The following is a 19,786-nucleotide window of genomic DNA, read 5'->3' on the forward strand; positions in this document are numbered from 1 at the left end:
GGCGTTCTGCACGATCCGCTCCTACCTCGCCACCTTGCGCAAACAGAACCGTTCGCTAATCGATGCGCTGGCCTTGAGCTTTGCCGGAATCGTCGTTTCGCCTCTGACTGCCGCTGAATAGTTACGCCGCCGCAAAGAAAGATAAGCAAAGAAAGCGGCTCAAACCGCTAATTCTTAAGCGGGTCCCCCGCACAGTTACGGCAGTGGTGCATCTGGAATCTGTGTCCTCGCGCATTCGGCGCGAGTGACAAGGCAGTCATACTTCCGGCGGCGCTGCGCGCGCCGACGCGGTACTTCAGCAACCCCCCCGCCGCTTACGCTCAGCGGCACTTCACAAAGCTGCCTGCCGTTTTCAGCGGCCAGTCGTACTTCGTATGCGGCTAGTCCTGTTGGATACCGGAGGCGATTCCGAGACGCTGGGTCCGTTGGCATTTCGCCGAGGCGAAGCCGACGGTCCCCACCAAGTCCAAACGAAGCCATGGGTTTGCATGATGAACCCTTCCGGCGAGCACGTAGTGCGAGGCGGGAAGTATGACTGCCTGGTCACGAACGTTGAATGTGCGAGGACACAGATTCCAGATGCACCACTACCGCGGCTGTGCGGGGGACCCGCTTAAGAATTAGCGGTTTGAGCCGCTTTCTTTGCTTATCTTTCTTTGCGGCGGCAAAGAAAGTAAGTGTGTAGTGGTCAAGTAAACCTGGACACCCGGAAAGGGGAATATTTAAAAAAGTGAAGCTTCACATCGTGCCGGCGGCTGACCGCCTGCTGCCGAATGGATGCGACGGTAGTTATAAAAGTCGTCGATGTAGGCCCCGATGTCGTGTTCGGCGTGCGCGTGATCGGGGTACCCTTTCTCGTCGATCCATTCGCTTTTCAGGCTTCTAAAGAAACGCTCCACCGGTGCGTTATCCCAGCAATTCCCCTTTCTGCTCATGCTCTGCACCATGCCGTTGGCCTTCAGGTCTTCAACGAAGTGCGCGCTGGTGTACTGGCATCCCTGATCCGAGTGGAACATCAGCCCCGGCGGCGGACGTCGCTGGTCGCGCGCCTGCTGCAAAGCCCTGATGACCAGTGCTGTATCAGGCAGCAGCGCAAACGCCCAGCCGACGATACGGCGCGAATACAGGTCCATCACGATGGCCAGATACGACCAGCCCTGAAGCGTCCTCACATAAGTAATATCTCCTGCCCACACCTGGTTGATGGACGGCGGCTCGAAGTGACGCGCCAGCAGATTCGGCGCCACCAGCGCCTCGCCATTGCTCTTCTGATAGCGGTGCGTGCGCTTTCTGGTAACCACCAGCTGCGCGCGCTGCATCAGCGTGCGGGCACGATAACGCCCCACCTTGTGACCACGCCTCTGAAGCTCCTCCGACATCCTTCGGCTGCCATAACTGCAGCGGGTTTCGCGATGAATTTCACGCGCCTCGGCGATCTGCGGGCAGGGCGTAGGGCTAGCCGACGGGCGCCCCGCGAACGCGTAATAGCTGCTGCGCGCCACTTTCATCACCTCACACATCACCCTCACAGGCCAGGCCTTCTTCAGTGACTGGATCACTTCGGGAAGCGATCCATTTCCTTGACGAAGAAGGCCGTAGACTTCCTGAGAAACCCGAGCCATCAGGCTGGTTTGGCCTGCAGCACGTAGCCAAGTGATTCGGCGCGTCGGGTCAGGTTGTTGAGGACCCGCTGCCGGTAGCGCTCTTCGTAATACGCGGCGCCGGGATCCACATATTCGATGCCGTAGCGCAGTGTGTTGTAGAAGAGCACCGCGATCTTGCGGGCGGTGGCGGTGACGGCCTTGGCGTTGCCGATCCGCGCCGACAGTCGTCGGTAAAAGCCGCCCAGCGCGGTGTCCGTCTTGCCGATCGCGACTGCTGCAAGACGCAGCGCAGCAGCAGCCTTGCTGGAGGAGCGGCGCGTCTTTGACGACAGGATCTTGCCGCCGGAGATCTTGTTGCCTGGAGCGAGGCACAGCCACGACGTGAAGTGCTTTGCCGTGGGCCAGCGCGACATGTCATTACCGCATTCGGCCACAAGCTTGAGCGCCACGTAGGGTCCGAGGCCGTGAATCTGTGTCAGGTCGACGCCGAGCATGGCGTACAGTGCGGCACGCACATCAAAGGAGAAGCCGTTAGGTTGCCTGGTCCGGTACCGCGCTGCGGGCAATGGCGCGGCGGGTGGTTCGGCACCGGTCTGCAGTTGCCGAAGCGTGCGTTCGATACGCTCATCGCATTGCGCGACCTGGGTCTGGTAAAAATCGTATAGCGAAAGCGCCTGGGTCAGCTCGAACACGTGCTCGGCTTTATAGTTGCCGATCAGCGCGTCGCGGATGGTCTCAATCGATGCCTTGCAACGCACATCGCGATGTCGGGCGAGTTCCCCGGCATTGCGTTCGCCGGCCACGATGGCGCGGATGATCTTCATGCCGGTGGCGCCCGTGACGTCCTTCACGACGTGATGCAGTTGCAGGTTCATTTGCATCAGCGCCTTCTGCATGTGCTGGATATGTGCAGCGGCATATTCGAGCAGGCGTTCCCGTTGCCGCAGATAGGAGCGCAGCGTGGCCACGTCGTGCCGCGGGCGGAAACTGGCGCGCAGCAGCCCGTATGCGTGAAGCTTCTGCAGCCACTGCGCATCGCTCACATCCGTCTTGCGACCCGGCACGTTCTTCGCGTCGCGCGCGTTGACCAGTACCACCTCAAAGCCGTGCGCCTCCAGGATCTCGAACGCGGGGATCCAGTAGACGCCGGTTGACTCCATGGCGACGGTCGTGATTCCAACTTGTTTGAGCCAGTTGGCGAGATCGTGCAGCTCTTTGGTGAAACTGCGGAATGAACGAACCGGTTGCGGGTCACGCTCCGGTCCCACTGCCACCACATGAAACTGTGCGCCGATGTCGATCGCCGCAGCATGGTGATGCACCACCGTAATCTGCGCCGCACTGCCGGCGCGTCGGGAGTTCGTTGCCGTCATGCCAGACCTCCGCCATCAGAATGGGCAGAGGGCGGGACAGCGGAATCGATCACCTTCCTGAACGGGATCGCCTGGCGGCGTCACCAATGCTGGGTCCGCGTCAGTCCCTGGGCCACGTTTTTTAACGGGATGAATCACCAAAAGTCTGACGGCCGCTCCCTCTGGGAGCAGTCAGTGTAGCGGTGCCCGGGAGTTTCTGCCCTTCGGGCAGGGGCGCGTCCCTTGGGGTGTTTTTTAGAATGTCGCGTTCCCTCTCGAGATCAGCGACCTTCGCCTCGAGCTCGCGAATGCGGCGCGCGTCGGTCTCGATCTCTATCGCTGTGCGCGGCGGTTTGGCCTGCTCCTCGCGCCACCGCGCGACCCAGCGACGCAACGCCGTGTCGCCAACGCCCAGCGCTTCGCAGGCCTGGGAAAACGAATAGCCCTTGCTGACCACCAGCTGGACTGCTTCTGCCTTGAATTCTTCAGGAATGTTCCGTCTGCTCATTTCTCACCTCAGTTGGAGAATTATCCCCTTTAGAGGTGTCCGGGTTCATTGAACCACTACAGTGCCGCCCCGCACAGGGGCAACACTAATAGACCAATAAGAAAACAAGAAAAGGCCAACGCCACAGGCAAACAGAAAAACAAGCGCCGCGCAGGCAAAACAGATCAAGAAAACCCCAACGCCGCAGGCAACCAGACACTAAGCGCCGCGCAGGCAAAAACCCTATTCCTCTGCATCATGCTCAATCACAAACCGCCTCAAATAAGCCAGCACAGCGGCTTCCACAGCCCGATGGTCAGCGGTATTCTTCGACCCCGCATTTTCCTCATCGCCAAACAACGAGGACGGCGCATTATGCACATCCACTTCCTGGCCTTCGCGAAACACGCGAATCTCGTGAACGTCTTCAGCGTACTCGGCAATCCAATGCACGCCTTCGATATGCGCGCCCGCGCGAACGGTAGGTATCTTCATGGAAGTCTCCCGTCAGGTCGGACCACGGCGCCAACCCTTGCCATCACCATACGCCGTCCAGGCGCCAGGCGCGAGCCTTCCAGGGCAATTTCCTGAAGTTTCGCTGCGTTGCAACGAGCCTCCCCAAGCCGGGGAATTCATCAAGGAACAGGTCGATAAGGCGTGCACCGGCAAGTACGGCATCAGGTCGGCCAAGCAGGCGATAGCTATCGGCCAGTTGGAAGCACGCCGTAAAAGCGCTGCCGCCTCATTCGCGCCGCTGGCAATGCGGCGCGCGCAACCCCTGCGCACCGCATCTCGCCAGCAGTCTTACTGCACCGTCGCCAGCACGTCGCCCACCGTCTTGAAGATGTGCGCAATCTGCTCTTCGTCGATGATGAGCGGCGGCGAGAACGCGAGGATGTCGCCGGTAAAGCGCACCAGCACGCCCGCCTCGAAGCACTTCACGAACGCTTCGTAAGCACGCGCGCCCGGCGCGCCGTCGCGCGACTCGAGCTCGACGCCCGCAATCATGCCAAGGTTGCGAACGTCCTTCACTTGCTTCGCGCCGCGCAGCGAGTGAGCGGCGGCTTCGAACTTCGGCGCCAGCGTCGCCGCGCGCTCGAACAGGCCCTCACGGCGATACAGGTCGAGCGTTGCAACCGCGGCCGCGGCTGCGGCCGGGTGGGCCGAATACGTATAGCCGTGGAACAGTTCGATCGCGCCCTGCGCGCCGCTGTTGACGATCGTATCGTGGATCGTGCGGCTCGCGGCCACGGCGCCCATCGGGATCGCGGCGTTGTTGATCGCCTTGGCCATCGTGATCAGGTCCGGCGTCACACCGAAGTATTCGCTCGCCGTCGCCTTACCGACGCGGCCGAAAGCGGTAATCACTTCGTCGAAAATCAGCAGGATGCCGTGCTTCGTGCAGATCTCGCGCAGCTTCTGCAGATAGCCTTGCGGCGGAATCAGCACGCCCGTCGAGCCGGCCACCGGTTCGACAATCACCGCGGCGATCGTCGACGCATCGTGCAGCGTGACAATGCGCTCGAGTTCGTCGGCGAGATGCGCGCCCCAGGCGGGCTGACCCTTCGAAAACGCGTTGTGTTCGAGGTTATGCGTGTGCGGCAGGTGATCGACCGCCGGCAGCAGCGCGCCGGAGAACGTCTTGCGGTTCGGTGCGATGCCGCCGACCGAAATGCCGCCGAAGCCCACACCGTGATAGCCGCGCTCGCGGCCGATCAGACGCGTGCGCTGGCCTTCGCCGCGCGAACGGTGGTACGCCAGCGCGATTTTCAGGGCGGTGTCGACCGATTCCGAGCCGGAGTTCGTGAAGAAGATGCGGTCGAGGCCGTTCGGCATCAATTCGGCGACTTTCGTGGCCGCTTCGAATGCCAGCGGGTGGCCCATCTGGAAGGTCGGCGCGAAATCGAGCGTGGACAGCTGCTGGGTGATTGCGGCGACGATCTCGTCGCGGCCGTGGCCGGCGTTCACGCACCAGAGGCCGGCGCAGCCGTCGAGCACTTCACGCCCGTCCGTGGTGCGGTAGTACATACCCTTGGCCGATTCCAGCAGGCGCGGCGCAGCCTTGAACTGGCGATTGGCGGTGAAGGGCATCCAGAAAGACGACAGGTCGTCGATGACGGGGCGCGAAGTCATGGTTTTTTCCTCGAAGTGGTCCCCCAAGGGACTTCCTTCGGGGCATAGCCAAAACTGTAGCGTTCGCGGTTTAATGGCGGCATAAACAGTTGACGCAGTGTGGTGCTAACTGTGCTGGTGGAATTGCGATAACTGTGCCGACTCCTCATTCCTACCATGATCGAACTACAACTTGAGCGCGACCGGCGCGCCGCCCCCACGCTCGTCGAGCAGGTCGTGCAGGGCTTCGCGCGCGCTATCGAGGCGCAATCGCTGCGCGCTGGCGCGCTGTTGCCGTCGGTGCGGCAGTTGGCGCAAAGCCATGAACTGAGCACCTTCACGGTCACCGAGGCCTACAACCGTCTTGTTTCGATGGGGCTCGTGGTGGCGCGGCGCGGATCGGGTTATCGCGTGGCGGCGCGCTCCCAGTCCGCGCGGGTCGCGCCGACCGACTGGCAGCCGCCGAGCCTGACCGCGACCTGGCTATTGTCCGACGTGTTCGCCGACCATTCGGTGCCGATCAAGGCGGGTGGCGGCTGGCTGCCGAACGAATGGATCAACGAGACAGGTTTGCAGCACGCGCTGCGTGCAATGAGCCGGGTGCCGGCGGCGCGCCTCGGTGACTACGGGCATCCGTACGGCTTCGCGCCGCTGCGCGAGCGGATCGCCGAGCAACTCGACCGGCGCGGTTTGCCGGTCGACGTCTCCAACGTGCTGCTCACCCAGGGCGCGACGCAAGGGCTGGATCTGATCGTCCGCACGCTGCTGCGCGCGGGTGACGCCGTGATTGTCGAAGATCCGGGTTACTGCAATCTGCTGCAGATTCTCAAGCTGGCGGGGCTGGAGGTGCATGGGGTGCCGCGCACGCCGGCCGGCGTCGATACCGACGTGCTCGAAGCGCTGGTCGCGCAGCACAAGCCAAAGGCGATTTTCGTCAACACCACGCTGCAGAATCCGACCGGCGCGACCTTCGGCATGTCGGCGGCGTTTCGTCTGTTGCAGATCGCGGAGCGTCAGCGCATGTGGGTGATCGAAGACGATGTCAGCCGCGAGCTGGCGCCGCCTGGCGCGCCTTTGTTTGCCGCGATGGAAGGCTTGCAGCGCGTGCTATATGTCGGCGGTTTTTCGAAGACGGTGACGCCGGGGCTGCGCTGCGGCTACGTGGTCGCCGAGCGGGCGGTGTTGCGCGAACTGGCGCGCACGAAGATGGCGGTGGGATTGACCTCGTCGGAAGCGATCGAGCGGATCGTCGACAAGGTGTTGCTCGAAGGACGCTATGCGCGCCACGTCGAAGCCGTGAACGAGCGGCTCAAGCTCGCGCATGCGACCGTCGAGGAGCGGCTCGATTCGCTCGGCCTCGAACTGTTTCACCGGCCGCGAGCTGGCTTGTTCCTGTGGGCTCGCCTGCCGATCGAAGCCGAGTGCGCGGGGGAGGTGGCGACGGCCGCGCTCGCGCATGGCATCTGGCTCGCGCCCGGCTCCTACTTCCGTCCCGACGATGCCCCGAGCGCCTGGTTCCGTTTCAACGCCCCGTACTCGACCGACGACGCGTTATGGCGCTTCATCGAGCGAGTGGGGCAGGGTGCGATCTAGCGTCGCTCAATCTTATGCTGACTGGCCGAGCAGCTTCAGCGCGATCGGATACAGCGAGAGCACCAGCAGCAACGCCATCGCCACATTGAAAATGCGTAGCCGCTTCGGGTCCGACAGCACCTCGCGCATCGCGGTGCCGAAACCGGCCCACAGGCAGATGCACGGAAACCCGATGACGTAGAAGATCACCGCCATCGCGACGGCGTTCATGCTGTAGCTCTCGCTGAGGTGGATCGTCGTGGCGGCGGTCAGCACCATCATCCACGCTTTCGGATTGATCCACTGGAACGCGATGGCTTCATGAAACTTCATGGGCCGGCGATCGCCTTTCTTGACCTTCAGTTCGCCCGACGTGCCGATTTTCCACGCGAGATACAGCAAGTACGCGACGCTCGCGACTTCGAGCACCGTGTACAGCACGGGAAAGTGCACGAAGGCTTCGCCCAGACCAATCCCGACCGACAGCATCAACAGCACGACTCCGGCACTGATTCCGGAAAGATGCGGCAGCGTGCGGCGAAAGCCGAAGTTGACGCCCGAGGCCAGCAACATGGTGTTATTCGGACCCGGCGTGATAGTGGTGACGAGCGCGAACAGAATGCCGGCGGGAAGCGCGCTGAGGCTGAGGTAAGACATGGGTGGCTCCGGTGTCGGTCGATAAGACCTTTGGAGCATTCTAGCGAACCATGCCGGTACAGTACCTGTACGGTTTTGGGGATGGTGTCCGGTACAGGTGGGTGGTCAGGTGCAACGTGAGCAGCACGAAGACCTCGAAAAGGCATCAATCAAACGGATTATTTTTCGTTCGCTTCCTCATCCGTATCGTCCACGGCCTCGCATGCTGAGTGACGCATTTCGTACTCAACCATCAGCCGATACAGCGTGACCCGCGAGATTCCGAGCGCCGTCGCCGCTTTTCCCACCCGGTAATCGTGGCGCAGCAATGCGGTTTCGATCGCGCGGCGTTCGGCCACTTCGCGTACATGGTCGAGCGTCGGCGTTTCCTTGTCGATTGGCGATTCGAGGTCAAGGTCACGAGGCGTCAGTAGTCTGCCTTCAGCCATCACAAGCGCACGTCGCACGCGATTGATGAGCTCGCGCACGTTGCCGGGCCAGTGGTACCTGTACATGGCGTCGATCGCCGATGGCGTGAAGCCGTGGATCTTGCGAGTGCTGTCGATCTTGTACTTCTGCAGGACGTGATGCGCGAGTATTTCGATGTCCTTGCCGCGTGCTCGCAGCGGCGGCTCGTCGACATGCAGCACACATAGACGATGGAACAGATCCGCGCGGAAGCGCCCGTCGAGGATTGCGGCGGCAAGGTCGACGTGGGTCGCCGAAATAACGCGTACGTCGACGGGAAGCGATGCATTGCCACCCAGGCGTTCGATCTTGCCTTCCTGCAGGAAGCGCAACAGGCTAGCCTGCGCCGCGAGCGGCATGTCGCCGATTTCATCGAGAAACAGGGTGCCTCCGTTCGCCGATTCGATACGGCCGATCTTGAGCTGCTCCGCGCCGGTGAACGCGCCGCGTTCGTAGCCGAACAGTTCCGACTGAAGAAGTTGGTGATTAATTGCGCCGCAATTGATCGCAATGAACGGCGCCTTGCGCCGCGGCGAGTGCTCATGGATCGCGAGAGCGGTGAGCTCTTTGCCAGTCCCCGATTCGCCGGAAATGAAGACGCTCGCGTTGGTATTGGCGACCTTGCGGATTTTGCTAAAAAGCTGCTGCATGGCGTCGCAGGTGCCAAACATCTCGTTGTTCCCTGGGACATTGGCTTCGGCGGCATTGTCAAGATAATCCAACGCCGCCATGCCTCGGGCATGCCCGAGCACATGGGAGATCCACTCATACGGCAGCGGCAGCGTGATGTAATCGAAACAATAATTGCGAATCAGTTCGCGTACCGCGTGGTTTACCGACTGGCATTCAGCCGTGATCGCCACCCAGCCGATGGTCGATTGACTCAGGCACGCCTTGAGAGCGGCAAAGTCGCGTGGCGCGAAGCCGTCGAAATCGATGAGACCCGCTGCCACGCCTGTTTTGGTCGTCGCGGCTACTGCACCGGCTGCGGTTTTTGCCACAGTAATATCCCAGCCGGCTGAGCGCATATTCTCCAGCAGCACGTCGCTCGGTGCGCGAGCAACGCAGATCAGACGTCGCTGGGTGTCCGGTTGGAGCGGGGGAGCGGACTGCGCAGAGTCGGCCGTCACGCAAACGGTCGTTCGGACGCGACCTGGTGATTTTGGCACGATATTCCCCCCCTTCTTTTTTGCATTGTTGCACGCCTGAATATCGGCTATGCAACGACGGCCGGTACATTGATACTATTCGCTGCCGGCCCTGAAAAAAAAGAATATCGGTGCGGCGATTCTCACAGCAATATCCTCGGGGCGCCAATGCCCGTATAGCGTCTCGATTCGACCGCAAATATATAGGTGTTTTCCCGGCGGCCGCAAATCTGAACTCAGCCGCCAAAGGTAGGCAATAACACCCGGTAGATATGGATAAATGCGGGCCCTAGCAGGACGGTGAGCAGGGCCGGGAAGATGCAGAAGATGAGTGGGAACAGCAATTTCAACGCGATCTTCGCCGCCTGCTCTTCTGCGCGCATCTGGCGGCGTGTGCGCAGGGTGTCCGACAGAACACGCAATGAGGAGCCGATGCTCGTGCCGAAACGCTCGGCCTGAATCAACATTGCGCAAAAGGAATCGACATCCTCGACACCGGTGCGCAAAGCAAGATTGCGTAACGCTTTCTCCTTGGAAAACCCGGAGCGCATTTCGAGCAGCATCAGTTGGAATTCGCTGGCGACCACCGGGCTGCGCAGTTCGATTTCTCCCGCCACTTTCATCAACGCCGCGTCGAGGCTGAGGCCCGCTTCGACACACACGGTTAGCAGGTCGAGCGCGTCGGGAAAATCTTCGAAAATTGCACGCTTGCGCCATGCAATGCGGCGCGCCAGCACGAAATTCGGCATGTAGTAGCCGATCGCGCCGAGCACGGCGAGCAGGGACATCAACAGGTACTGCTGCGTCGCGAGCGAGGTATTCGCCAGGCACGTAAGTGCAATCAGCGGCAGCGCGAGCGCGAGCAGGGTTTTCGCGGCGAAATAGAGTGCGGCGGCGCCCTGCGTGCGCCAACCCGCATTCATCATTTGCACGCGCAGTGCCGAGTTTTCCCAGCCCTCAGTCGGGATCGACAGTTTCGAAATCGGCTGCGAAATCTCGGCGAGCTTTTCGAGCCATGCCGAGCCTGACGGCATGCTGCCGGGGTCGGACATGGGGAGGTTGGTCCCACCTGCCTGTTCGATACGCCGACGCATATCGCGCGGTGAGAATAGCAACATTGCGGCGAATATCGCGCCGAACACCACGGCGAAAAGGCCGACCAGCAACAGCATGTGCATCGAGTCGAGCGTTTGCATGACAGCTCCTTGTTATCCTGATCTGCGGCGCCTGTGCGAAAAGTGCAATCAGACGCGAATCTTCACGATGCGTCGCATCCACAGCACGCCGCATAACATGGAGAACGCCATTGTTTCGATGACCTTGATGCCGGCCGGGTCCTGCCACAGCACTTCGAGGAAAGTGGGGTTAAGGACCATCATGAGCCCCGCGGTGACAAACGGCAGCAGGCCAAGTATCCACGCCGACAACTTGCCCTCGGCGGACAGCACGCGGATCTTGTTGAACAGCTTCATGCGTTCGCGGATCAGCGTTGCAATGCTGTCCAGTATCTCCGCGAGATTGCCACCCGTCTCCCGCTGAATGAGGACGGCGATCACGAAGTAACGCAGATCGCGGATCGGCACGCGCGTCGCGAGATTCATCAAGGCCTCGTTCAGTGAGACACCGTAGTTGATTTCGTCGAAGGTGATGCGGAATTCACCCCCCATAGGCTCGGCGAATTCGGTGCCGACCATGCCGATTGCGCTAGAGAACGCGTGTCCTGCGCGTAGCGCGCGGCTAATCATGTCGGCGACGTCAGGCAACTGGCGTTCAAGTTGGCGCAGCCGCTTGCTACGCCGCCGGCTCACATAGAGGAACGGCAGCACTGACGCAGACAAGGCGCCGAGTGCGGCGAACATCGTCGGTACGGGCGTGAGCGTGGCGAGAGCGAGCACGCTTGCAGGCAGAACGAAAGTCGTACCGATCAACCGCGCAATCGACCACTTGAGCCCGGATTGCTGGATCCACAGGTCGAGCGTCTGGATGCGAGGCAGTTTCATCAGCAGCTTGTCGAGCAATGCCGACTCGCTCAACATGCGCTGCTTCAGGATCGTCAAGCGTTCCTTATGAACCTGGCCGCCGGCGGATAGTGCGCGGATACGCGATTCGATCCGGCGGGCAGCAGGGCCGTGACGATTGTTCCACCACTGGTAACCGCCCTCGAGCGCGAGCACGACAGCGAGGAACAGCAAGATGGCGAATGCATAGAAGATCGGGGTCATGCGTGTCTCCTCAGACCGCAGCGAGTCAATGAGCGGATCGGGTCAGCCGGATCACGTGGTTTCGAAATGCCGTCCGGGATCGTAGATAGCGTCGGGCAATGCAACGCCGAACGCCTGCAAGCGCTCGGCGAATTTGGGCCGCACGCCGGTCGCGCAAAACCGCCCACGCACGTTGCCGTTCTCATCGATACCGGTTCGCTTGAACGTGAAGATTTCCTGCATGTTGATGATGTCGTCCTCCATGCCGGTGATCTCCTGAATGCTAACGATCTTGCGTCGGCCGTCGGTCAGCCGGGCAGCCTGGATCACGACCGAGATGGCCGATGAAACCTGCTGGCGCATGGTTTTGGTCGGCAGCGACAGGCCGCCGAGGTTGATCATGTTTTCGAGACGAGTCAGCGCATCGCGCGGAGTATTCGCGTGGATGGTGGCCAGTGATCCTTCGTGACCGGTGTTCATCGCGTTGAGCATGTCGAGCGCCTCGGCGCCGCGCACCTCACCGAGGATGATGCGATCAGGCCGCATCCGCAGCGCGTTGCGCACCAGCGTGCGCTGCGTGATCTCGCCGCGCCCTTCGATGTTCGGCGGGCGCGTTTCGAGCCGCAGCACATGCTGCTGCCGCATTTGCAGTTCCGCCGCGTCTTCGATGGTCACAATGCGCTCATCGTCCGGAATGAAGCCCGACAGGACGTTGAGCAGCGTCGTCTTGCCGCTGCCGGTCCCTCCCGACACCAGTATGTTCACCTTCGCGCGCGCCAGTGCATCGAGCACCTCCGCCATCGGCGGCGTGAGGCTCTGCAACTGGATCAGGTCGGAGACTTGCAGTGGATTGACCGCGAAGCGCCGGATCGAGAGCAGCGGTCCGTCCACTGCGGATGGCGGAATGATTGCATTGACCCGCGAGCCATCTGGAAGACGTGCGTCGACCATCGGGCTCGATTCATCGATCCGGCGTCCGACGCGCGATACGATCTTTTCGATCACCTTCATGAGGTGCGCGTCATCGTAGAACGTCACGTCGGTCAGCTCGAGCCGCCCTTTACGTTCGACGTAGGTGCGCTGGTACGTGTTGACGAGAATGTCGGATATCGTCGGATCGCGCAGCAGGCTTTCCAGAGGACCGAACCCGAACATCTCGTCGTAGACGTCGATCACCAACTGCCGGCGTTCGAGATCATTGGCCGGTGCTTTCTCTTCTTCGAGGATGCGCGTAACGAGCGCGCCGATTTCATGGCGGACCTGCTCAGGTGGCATTCTCGCCAGCCGTTCAAGTTCGACTCGCTCGAGCACGCACTGATGTATTTCCCGTTTCAGCTTCTGGTAAGCAGTCCGCGCCATGTGGTTCGGCGAGTGGTGTCCGTTTTCGCGCTCGCCAAACGGCTGCACGCGTTGAGCGGAAATCTGTTCACGCAGTGACATGATGGTCTCCAGTGGTGTACATCACATAGCCTTGAGTTTCGGTGCCGGGCTGCGGCCGAAGAAGCGGCTGAGTCGCGGTTCACCCTTTAAGCGCGCCTCCTCGGATCCCGCTGAAAGGCTGACGATGTTGCTCGCGAGCGCAAGCAGACTGCGCGACACGGCGCTGTTGCGGCTCAGCTTCGCCACCGGCACGCCGTGGTTCACTGATTCCGACACGATCTCCGTGTCTTCCGGGATGACCTGATAGGGACGCATGCCGAGAACTTCCTCCAGCGCGGCCCGTGCGCGTTCCCCATGGCGCGTGTACCGGTTCAGAAGCAGCCGGGTACGGTCAGCCGGATAAGCGAGCGACGCCAGAATTTCCTGCAGACGCCGGCCCGCGCGTACATGCGGCATGCTCGCCTGCAAGACGAGATGGATCTGGTTGCTGCGATCGAGCGCCAGTATGGACAGCGGATTGATCGATTGGCCGAGATCGAAGATCACCACGTCGTAGCGCGGAACGGCGATGCCCAGAATCCATTCGAGCCTTTCCTCCTTGATCTCCGACGCTTTGACAGGGTCGCCGGCGCCGGCGAGTATGTGGAACGTGTCGCTCACGTGCACGAGGCACGCGTCGAAGAAGGCTGCGTCCATCCGCTCTACCTGCGCACACATCTGCGGCAAGCTCGAGGGTGGTTTTTCGTCGGAGACGAGAAATGCGGCATCCCCGAAGAGCTGACTGAGGTCGATCAGCAGCACACGTTTTTGCTGGCTATCCGAGATCGCATGAGCCACGTTGCTGGCGATGAAGCTGGTTCCCGCACCACCCTTGCAGGAGAGGAACGAAACGATCTGTGTTTCGTGCGTGCCATTCAGCGCCAGCTGACTCTCGATGCGTGAAAGCGCTTCACAGAGCGAAGTCTTGTTGAGCGGCCAGCCGAGCACGTCGCGAAAGCCGGCGCGCATGGCTTCGATCAGCGTCTGCGGCGACGCATCGGGAATCAGCAGGATGGATGTGACCTGAGGGCGCCGATGGCACAGCTTGCCGACGACCGGAAGCTCGGCGGTTTCGAGCGACGATGCGTCGACGATCAGTACGTCGAAGGCGTCCAGGCTGTCGCCGCGCTCTACTAGCGACGACGGTCTGCCGGCCACGCGGGTCGTGCGGTAGTTGCCGCATTCGCCGATCAGACTCACGATTTGGGACAACCGCGCGGCGTTTTCCGAAGTGATGAGAATGTTGATCATGGTCGTGGCTGCCTGGGTATGTTGTGTTATTGACAGACGCTGCCGCCCGTCGACGTCGCGAGACTTTCGCGCGGCAGGGTGGTTGTGAGCGGTGGCATCGTGAGCGTGAGGGGCACGAACGGAATCATGGTTTTCACGCTGACGTTGGTCACGCTGACGGTGACTAACGCGCACGTGTTGCGTGCCGTGGTGGGGTCGGAGTCGCAACCGGACGGTGTGTACGTGACGCTCACGTTGGACGCGGCGAGCAAAGGCAGCAGGCCTGTTATCCTGGTTTTGATCACCGCGGCATCGGCATCGCAGACCGCGGCGGTACGTGCGCCGAGGCGCACGGCTTCACTCGCGGTGTTCCAGTAAAAGAGCACGCGGCCCATTTCGCAAATGCCGATCAGCAAAGTGCACAGAATGCCCGCGACCAGCGCGAACTCCACGGCGGCAGCGCCGCACTGTGCGCGCAGCCGCGGTGAGCGGGAAACAAGGCTCGGGTTCATGACACTTGCCTCATCACGGTGACGATGTTGCCGAACGTCAGATTCGACAGATTGAAGTAGTTCAGGATCGGGGAGTACGGATACCCCTTGATCTTGACTTCGACGAGGTTGATGCTGCCGGCTGCGTTCGAAGGGCCGGCTCCGTTGTTGTTGTCGTAGGTCGGGACGTTGGCGAACTGCGCCGGGTCGGAGGCATCGGCGCAACTGGTCGTGTGCGCGCTGTCGCACACGATCACCATCGAGGTCGTCAAACCTGTTACGAGCTCCGTTCCGCTTCCCGGCGTCGCGCAGGTCGTACTGCCATAGACGGCGAGACATTGGGCCTGCGCGAGCGGGTAGGCGCTATCGGTCGGCAGGTAGGTGGACAGGTAGCGCGCGGCATCGCGCGTGGCTTTCGTGAGCGCTTCATACTGATAAATTGCGTGGCCGAATTCGGCCACGCCGGCGACGAGCGTCACGAGCGGAATCAGCACGATGGCGAATTCCACCGCGGCGACACCGCGCATGCGTGCTAGACGGGTAGAGCGTTTGTTCATGACAGTCCCCTATTGCAGCAACACGGGTACCTGCGGCCCGACCGAGCTGCCGGAACCAGGAACGCCCTGCGTGGCACAGGGGCTTCCCGGCGATGACGACGAACCGCGGTACTCCAGATGGACGGGGCCGGGATTCCCGCCGGAGTCCATCGGGTCGAGCATCAGCACACAATCCCAGGAAACGACCGGAGCCTGGTGGCTGCTCGCCAGCACGCCGCAATCCAGTTCGGGGGCGAGTGCGAGACGCCGGTCGGCGCCAAGTGGGTAGTTGCTGGCGCTGTATGTACCTTTGGTGCTGGAGCCGGTGACGTTGTCGCCCTGATAGGGCTGAAACGTTTTGCGCTCGTTGACGAAGTCGCTATAGGCGTTGCTCAGCGCTGTCCACGTCGTTGCGGTGTAAGCGTATCCGGTGAAATCGGGCTCGCCGTCGGCAGGTCCCTTGTACGAGGTGCCGTAGATACCAAAGCGCGTATTCCAGGCGCCTGAGTCGGCGACCATGTTGCCTGTCGAGCCAATGCTCGCGCCGACAGCGGGCAGGGCGCAATAATTCCCCGTCAATTCGGACTTGATCGAATTGGCGCTGTTGCTGCCGTCGAGGGCGGCCCAGCCAAAGTTGCCAGGACCGTATGCCGGCGATGCACCGCTTTTCGACGCGATCCACTCCCCGACCGTATACGTTTCACCTGCTGTCGGCGGAGTGGTCTCCGTTCCTGCCTTGCAGACGAAAGCCGGAATCGCGCAAGTGGTTTGCGCGGCACCGACGGTCGCAACGGCCGTAGCGGAAACGGTTGCATTGGCTATGCTCGTGCCGCTGAACGCGCCAAGTACCTGGATGAACCAGTTCGCAATGTTCGCGAGGGACGTTGTGCATTTTGCGTACTTCATGTTTGCCGGGGTGGCGACGGAGCTCTTCGGCAGGAACGGATTGGTCAGCGAATCGCCGTACAGCACGCTGCTGTCTGTTGTCATCTGCACGGCGTTGCTCTGGAACAGCGCGTAGTTGAGGTGGCCGGCAGTGATGCCGGACGCCTCGGAGACAGACAGATTGATAGTTGCACCGGTGAGATCACGTGCGGCGGCCAGCGCACAGGCATCGGCGCTGTTCTGCAACTCGCTTCGGGTCACATACAGCTTGCCGAGATCGAGCGCGAGGCCGACGAAGCCGATCAGCGCGACGAGCGACAACGCGACGATGATGGACACGGCGCCGCGCTCGCCTCGACGAGCTGTACCGCACCTGCCTGACTGATTAACGCTACGCATGACGCCCCCCGTGCCTATTGTTCTTACTGACCGCTGGCCCCGCCGCCGCTTCCGACTCCGATGACAAACGCGTTCGGCGACGGTGCGGGTTGTTGAAATGACTTGTCGTAGGTGTCCATCGCCGAAGCGGCGGACTTGCCGTCCACGCCCTGAGCCGACTGCGCGTGTTCTGCCGCGTGTGGATCGATGATCTGCGCCTTGGTGACGGTTTTGAGCGCCTCGCCAAAATGCGCGTCCCAGATCGGCGTGCTGGACATGCAACCTCCCAGCGCTGCACAGACCGGCACGATGAGCGCGGCCCAGCGTGCGAAAGCAAAGTGTTCGTGTTTCATGAGATTCCCCTTGGCATCACATCAATGGTCGACCGCGTGGCTGGAAGCGTCCGCGTTCGCGACTTCTTGCCGAACCTTGCGGGAGGCGATCCGTGCCGCGGCGCTTTCGATACGGGCGGCGCGGGCCGCCTGTTCGGTCTGCGCGGATGGCGGCGCGGCCGTGCCCGCCGCCGCATCCGGCATGGGGCGTGCCCGGTCGGCGCTGGACGACGCGGTCTGCGGGCCGGGCTGCGGCAACGCCGTTGCAACGGGTCCGGCAGGCGGTTGCGGCGCCGGTGCGGGCGCGGGCAGCGGTGCCTGCGGGCTCACCGAAGCCGGGGCCGGGGCCGGGGCCGGCGTGGGCGAAGCGGCCGGAGCAGCGCTGTCAGGCGCGGCACGCATTTTCGGATGACGGCCTTCCATGTTGCCGGTCGCGTAGACGTCGGCCTCGTTCGGCTGTGAGAAGCTGTCCGTAGGCAGCGGCAGGTCGGCGGTCTGCAGCGGCTTGACGAGATGCGGCGTGATGATGAACACGAGTTCCGTGAGGTCCTGCTGGAATGACGTGCTGCGCGCCAGCGCTCCGAGCACCGGCACTTCGCCGATGCCGGGAATGGCTTTCAGCGCGCCGGTCACGTTGCTGCTCATCAGTCCGCCAATCGCAAACGACTCGCCATCGTTCATCTGCACAACCGTGGATGCGCGACGCGTCGTAATGAGCGGCAGGATCGATACGCCGCTCACGTTAGTCGCGCTGAGCGTGATGCCGGTCGGCGACAACTCGGACACCTCAGGCGCGACTTTCAGGTTGATGCGGCCATTGGCGAGCACGGTCGGGGTGAACTTCAGACCGACACCGAATTCCTCTTCCTGCAGCGTGATGGTCGTGGCGCCCGTGCTGCTGCTCTGCGGCACCGGGATGAAGATCTTGCCACCGGAGAGGAAGCTGGCCTCCTGGCCGCTGATCGCCACCAGATTCGGTTCGGCAAGGATCTTGACGAGGTCGTCCGTCTTCTGCGCATCGATCGCGAAGCTCAACGGGCGGTTGTTCGCCTTGCTACCCGCGATCGCGCTCGTTACGCCGGCCAGCAGATTGCTCACGAGCGCACCGCTCCATGAGCCGAAGCCGCCCTGAATGTTGAGCGCCGCGCCCATCTGGTTGATGAGTGTCTTCGACACCTCGGCGACCTTGACTTCGAGCATCACCTGCTGGGGCGCGTCGACCGTCATCATGTTGATCACATCGGCTGCCTTGCTGGTGCTCGAACTCTGCTGGTTCACGGGGGTCCCGTTGCCGAGGACACCGGACCCGTTCTGCGATTGCTGGGTGGGCTCTGCGCTCGCAAAGGCCTTCGCGATCTCCAGCGCCTGCTGGGCAGCCGGCGAGCTTGACGCGTGCCCCCCGAGCACCAGGTTACCCGCGGCGGTCGATACACGGATGCCACGCTCGCCGGGCATCAGTTGCCCAAGCGATTGCTGCAAGCCGTTGGCGTCGATGTTGACGATCACATCGATAATCTGGCATCCGCCGCTGCGTCCCTGAACGATCATGTTGGTCGTGCCGACCGCCATGCCGACGAGGTAAAGCGTGCGCGGCGACACCAGCGTGGCTTGCACGATCGTCGGATTGCCGAGCGTGCGGTTGCGTGCCGGTTCGGCGAGAGGCAGGAGTGTCGACTTGCCGACCGGCACGACGACGCTGGTTTCTTCGCGGATTTCGCCGGTGCAGTTCGGGCCGCGCAGCGGCGCGGAGGCGCCGGCAGCCCCACCTGCCGGCATCGGCGCCATGCTGACCATCATCGGTGTTGGCGCGCGGCCCACCGGCAACGGAGCATTCGGCCGGACCTTCGCGAGCGCTGGGCCCTCGACCGCTTCCTGCGCTACGCCGCTCTGTGCGACAAGCAATCCGGTGCACAACGCCGACGCGAGTACGACGCCGCTCAGCGAGCGGCCACGCATCGCACTACCGGTTGAGAACCCCAGTTTCGTTTTCATTTTCCTGCCCCCGTTTCTCGACATCGGTCGATCGAGACTTCCGTTATTTGCCTTGGTGGTGCCAGTTGCAGCGGCTCGTCTTCGCAGATGCCGCCGCATCCGCCCTAGAAACATTCGATACTGCCCAACACTCCGGAGAGCACGCCGACGCAGTCTCGCTTCGCCGCTGGTCGTGCGGCGTAGTGCACGCGCGCCGGACGTGCGGGCAAAGCGGCAGGTGCCGAGGCCGGTGCCGCTACAGGTGTGCCGAGCAGCGTGAACTTCGTGGCGCCGTCGGTCGGTAGCGTCGCCTTATCAACCTGGTTGCGCAGTACCAGCGATAACGTGCCGACGCTGCGCGCGAGGTCGAGTTTTTCCGCCTGGTCGGGCGTGACTTCGAGCGTGACCGCGTTGACGACCTTCGGTGCCGTGTCGTCGCGATTGACCTGCTGGGCCACCGCGAGAACCAGGATCTTTTCCAGCACGATCTTCGAGATGCTTTGCTGAGCGTCGCTCTTGCCCGGTTCCTGGGTGTTCACGATGACGTCGACGTAGTTGCCCGGCAGCGCGAAGCCCGCTACGCCGACCACGTCGTTGACACGGACCGTGATGGCGCGATTGCCTTCGCCGATGACGGCGGAGAGGCCGCCTTTGGTGCCGATCGGTGCGAGCTTCGCCTCGATCACGGGCTCGCCGCGCCCGAGACTCGTACGCACCACACGGCCATCGAGCGCTTTCGGATCGGTGAACGCACCAGGCGGCACACTTCCCGTCGGCCAGTTGACGGTGCGGATCAGGCTGGCGTTGAGCGGCTCGCCGAGACTGACGTCGCCCGCCGCGACCGCGATCGGCGTGACCGCATTCGACGAGGTTTGTATCAGCCATCGAGAAGCAAAGACCACGGCGGCCAGACCGGCCAGCATGGCGACGGCCAGCATGACTAAAGCGCGACTGTTTTTCATGG

General features: G+C 62.2%; 18 protein-coding genes. 1 reads left to right on the forward strand and 17 read right to left on the reverse strand.

What is annotated here, in order from left to right; translation table 11 throughout:
- Positions 1 to 722: 722 nt before the first annotated feature.
- The 5 genes from GNZ12_RS22915 to GNZ12_RS22935 all read right to left on the reverse strand — a co-directional run bounded on the left by GNZ12_RS22915 (position 723) and on the right by GNZ12_RS22935 (position 5,576).
- Positions 723 to 1,622, reverse strand: a complete 900-nt coding sequence (locus GNZ12_RS22915) for an IS3 family transposase (protein ID WP_407947724.1) — start codon at positions 1,620 to 1,622, stop codon at positions 723 to 725.
- Complete coding sequence (locus GNZ12_RS22920) at positions 1,622 to 2,977, reverse strand: IS110 family RNA-guided transposase (RefSeq protein ID WP_172313947.1); 1,356 nt, start codon at positions 2,975 to 2,977, stop codon at positions 1,622 to 1,624. Before GNZ12_RS22920 ends, GNZ12_RS22915 begins: the two co-directional genes overlap by 1 nt.
- A 121-nt stretch (positions 2,978 to 3,098) precedes the next feature.
- A complete protein-coding gene (locus tag GNZ12_RS22925; protein ID WP_216673326.1) occupies positions 3,099 to 3,464 on the reverse strand; it encodes a transposase in 366 nt (121 codons plus the stop codon).
- A 222-nt stretch (positions 3,465 to 3,686) separates the two neighbouring features.
- On the reverse strand, positions 3,687 to 3,938 hold the full coding sequence (locus GNZ12_RS22930) for a hypothetical protein (RefSeq protein WP_172313949.1): 252 nt from the start codon (positions 3,936 to 3,938) through the stop codon (positions 3,687 to 3,689).
- Between the two features lie 309 nt (positions 3,939 to 4,247).
- Positions 4,248 to 5,576: an aspartate aminotransferase family protein gene (locus GNZ12_RS22935; RefSeq protein ID WP_172313951.1), complete on the reverse strand. Its 1,329-nt coding sequence runs from the start codon at positions 5,574 to 5,576 to the stop codon at positions 4,248 to 4,250.
- 156 nt (positions 5,577 to 5,732) lie between these two features.
- On the opposite strand from GNZ12_RS22935, the gene GNZ12_RS22940 reads away from it, so the two are divergent.
- Positions 5,733 to 7,148, forward strand: a complete 1,416-nt coding sequence (locus GNZ12_RS22940) for an aminotransferase-like domain-containing protein (protein ID WP_172313953.1) — start codon at positions 5,733 to 5,735, stop codon at positions 7,146 to 7,148.
- Positions 7,149 to 7,160: 12 nt separating this feature from the next.
- On the opposite strand, the gene GNZ12_RS22945 is transcribed toward GNZ12_RS22940, so the two are convergent.
- From GNZ12_RS22945 to cpaB, 12 genes are all read right to left on the reverse strand, one after another.
- Positions 7,161 to 7,784, reverse strand: coding sequence for a LysE family translocator (locus GNZ12_RS22945; RefSeq protein ID WP_172313955.1), 624 nt, complete (start codon positions 7,782 to 7,784; stop codon positions 7,161 to 7,163).
- A gap of 158 nt (positions 7,785 to 7,942) precedes the next feature.
- Complete coding sequence (locus GNZ12_RS22950; protein WP_328806055.1) at positions 7,943 to 9,361, reverse strand: sigma-54 dependent transcriptional regulator; 1,419 nt, start codon at positions 9,359 to 9,361, stop codon at positions 7,943 to 7,945.
- 254 nt (positions 9,362 to 9,615) lie between these two features.
- Positions 9,616 to 10,575 (reverse strand): type II secretion system F family protein, encoded by a 960-nt coding sequence (locus GNZ12_RS22955; protein ID WP_172313957.1) that lies wholly within the window; start codon positions 10,573 to 10,575, stop codon positions 9,616 to 9,618.
- A 48-nt stretch (positions 10,576 to 10,623) separates the two neighbouring features.
- The gene (locus GNZ12_RS22960) at positions 10,624 to 11,601 is read right to left on the reverse strand and encodes a type II secretion system F family protein (protein ID WP_172313959.1); all 978 of its coding nucleotides are present in this window, start codon (positions 11,599 to 11,601) and stop codon (positions 10,624 to 10,626) included.
- 51 nt (positions 11,602 to 11,652) lie between these two features.
- On the reverse strand, positions 11,653 to 13,020 hold the full coding sequence (locus GNZ12_RS22965) for a CpaF family protein (protein ID WP_172313961.1): 1,368 nt from the start codon (positions 13,018 to 13,020) through the stop codon (positions 11,653 to 11,655).
- A gap of 21 nt (positions 13,021 to 13,041) precedes the next feature.
- Positions 13,042 to 14,250, reverse strand: coding sequence for an AAA family ATPase (locus GNZ12_RS22970; protein ID WP_172313963.1), 1,209 nt, complete (start codon positions 14,248 to 14,250; stop codon positions 13,042 to 13,044).
- A 26-nt stretch (positions 14,251 to 14,276) separates the two neighbouring features.
- The gene (locus GNZ12_RS22975) at positions 14,277 to 14,741 is read right to left on the reverse strand and encodes a TadE family protein (protein WP_172313965.1); all 465 of its coding nucleotides are present in this window, start codon (positions 14,739 to 14,741) and stop codon (positions 14,277 to 14,279) included.
- The gene (locus GNZ12_RS22980) at positions 14,738 to 15,247 is read right to left on the reverse strand and encodes a TadE/TadG family type IV pilus assembly protein (protein WP_172314128.1); all 510 of its coding nucleotides are present in this window, start codon (positions 15,245 to 15,247) and stop codon (positions 14,738 to 14,740) included. Before GNZ12_RS22980 ends, GNZ12_RS22975 begins: the two co-directional genes overlap by 4 nt.
- A gap of 39 nt (positions 15,248 to 15,286) precedes the next feature.
- On the reverse strand, positions 15,287 to 16,540 hold the full coding sequence (locus GNZ12_RS22985) for a TadE/TadG family type IV pilus assembly protein (protein WP_172313967.1): 1,254 nt from the start codon (positions 16,538 to 16,540) through the stop codon (positions 15,287 to 15,289).
- 23 nt (positions 16,541 to 16,563) lie between these two features.
- Positions 16,564 to 16,872, reverse strand: a complete 309-nt coding sequence (locus tag GNZ12_RS22990; protein ID WP_172313969.1) for a hypothetical protein — start codon at positions 16,870 to 16,872, stop codon at positions 16,564 to 16,566.
- Between the two features lie 21 nt (positions 16,873 to 16,893).
- Complete coding sequence (locus GNZ12_RS22995; RefSeq protein WP_172313971.1) at positions 16,894 to 18,843, reverse strand: type II and III secretion system protein family protein; 1,950 nt, start codon at positions 18,841 to 18,843, stop codon at positions 16,894 to 16,896.
- Between the two features lie 104 nt (positions 18,844 to 18,947).
- On the reverse strand, positions 18,948 to 19,784 hold the full coding sequence (gene cpaB / locus GNZ12_RS23000; RefSeq protein WP_172313973.1) for a Flp pilus assembly protein CpaB: 837 nt from the start codon (positions 19,782 to 19,784) through the stop codon (positions 18,948 to 18,950).
- Positions 19,785 to 19,786: the final 2 nt, after the last annotated feature.

Source organism: Paraburkholderia solitsugae, from assembly GCF_013177695.1.
GTDB lineage: Bacteria > Pseudomonadota > Gammaproteobacteria > Burkholderiales > Burkholderiaceae > Paraburkholderia > Paraburkholderia solitsugae.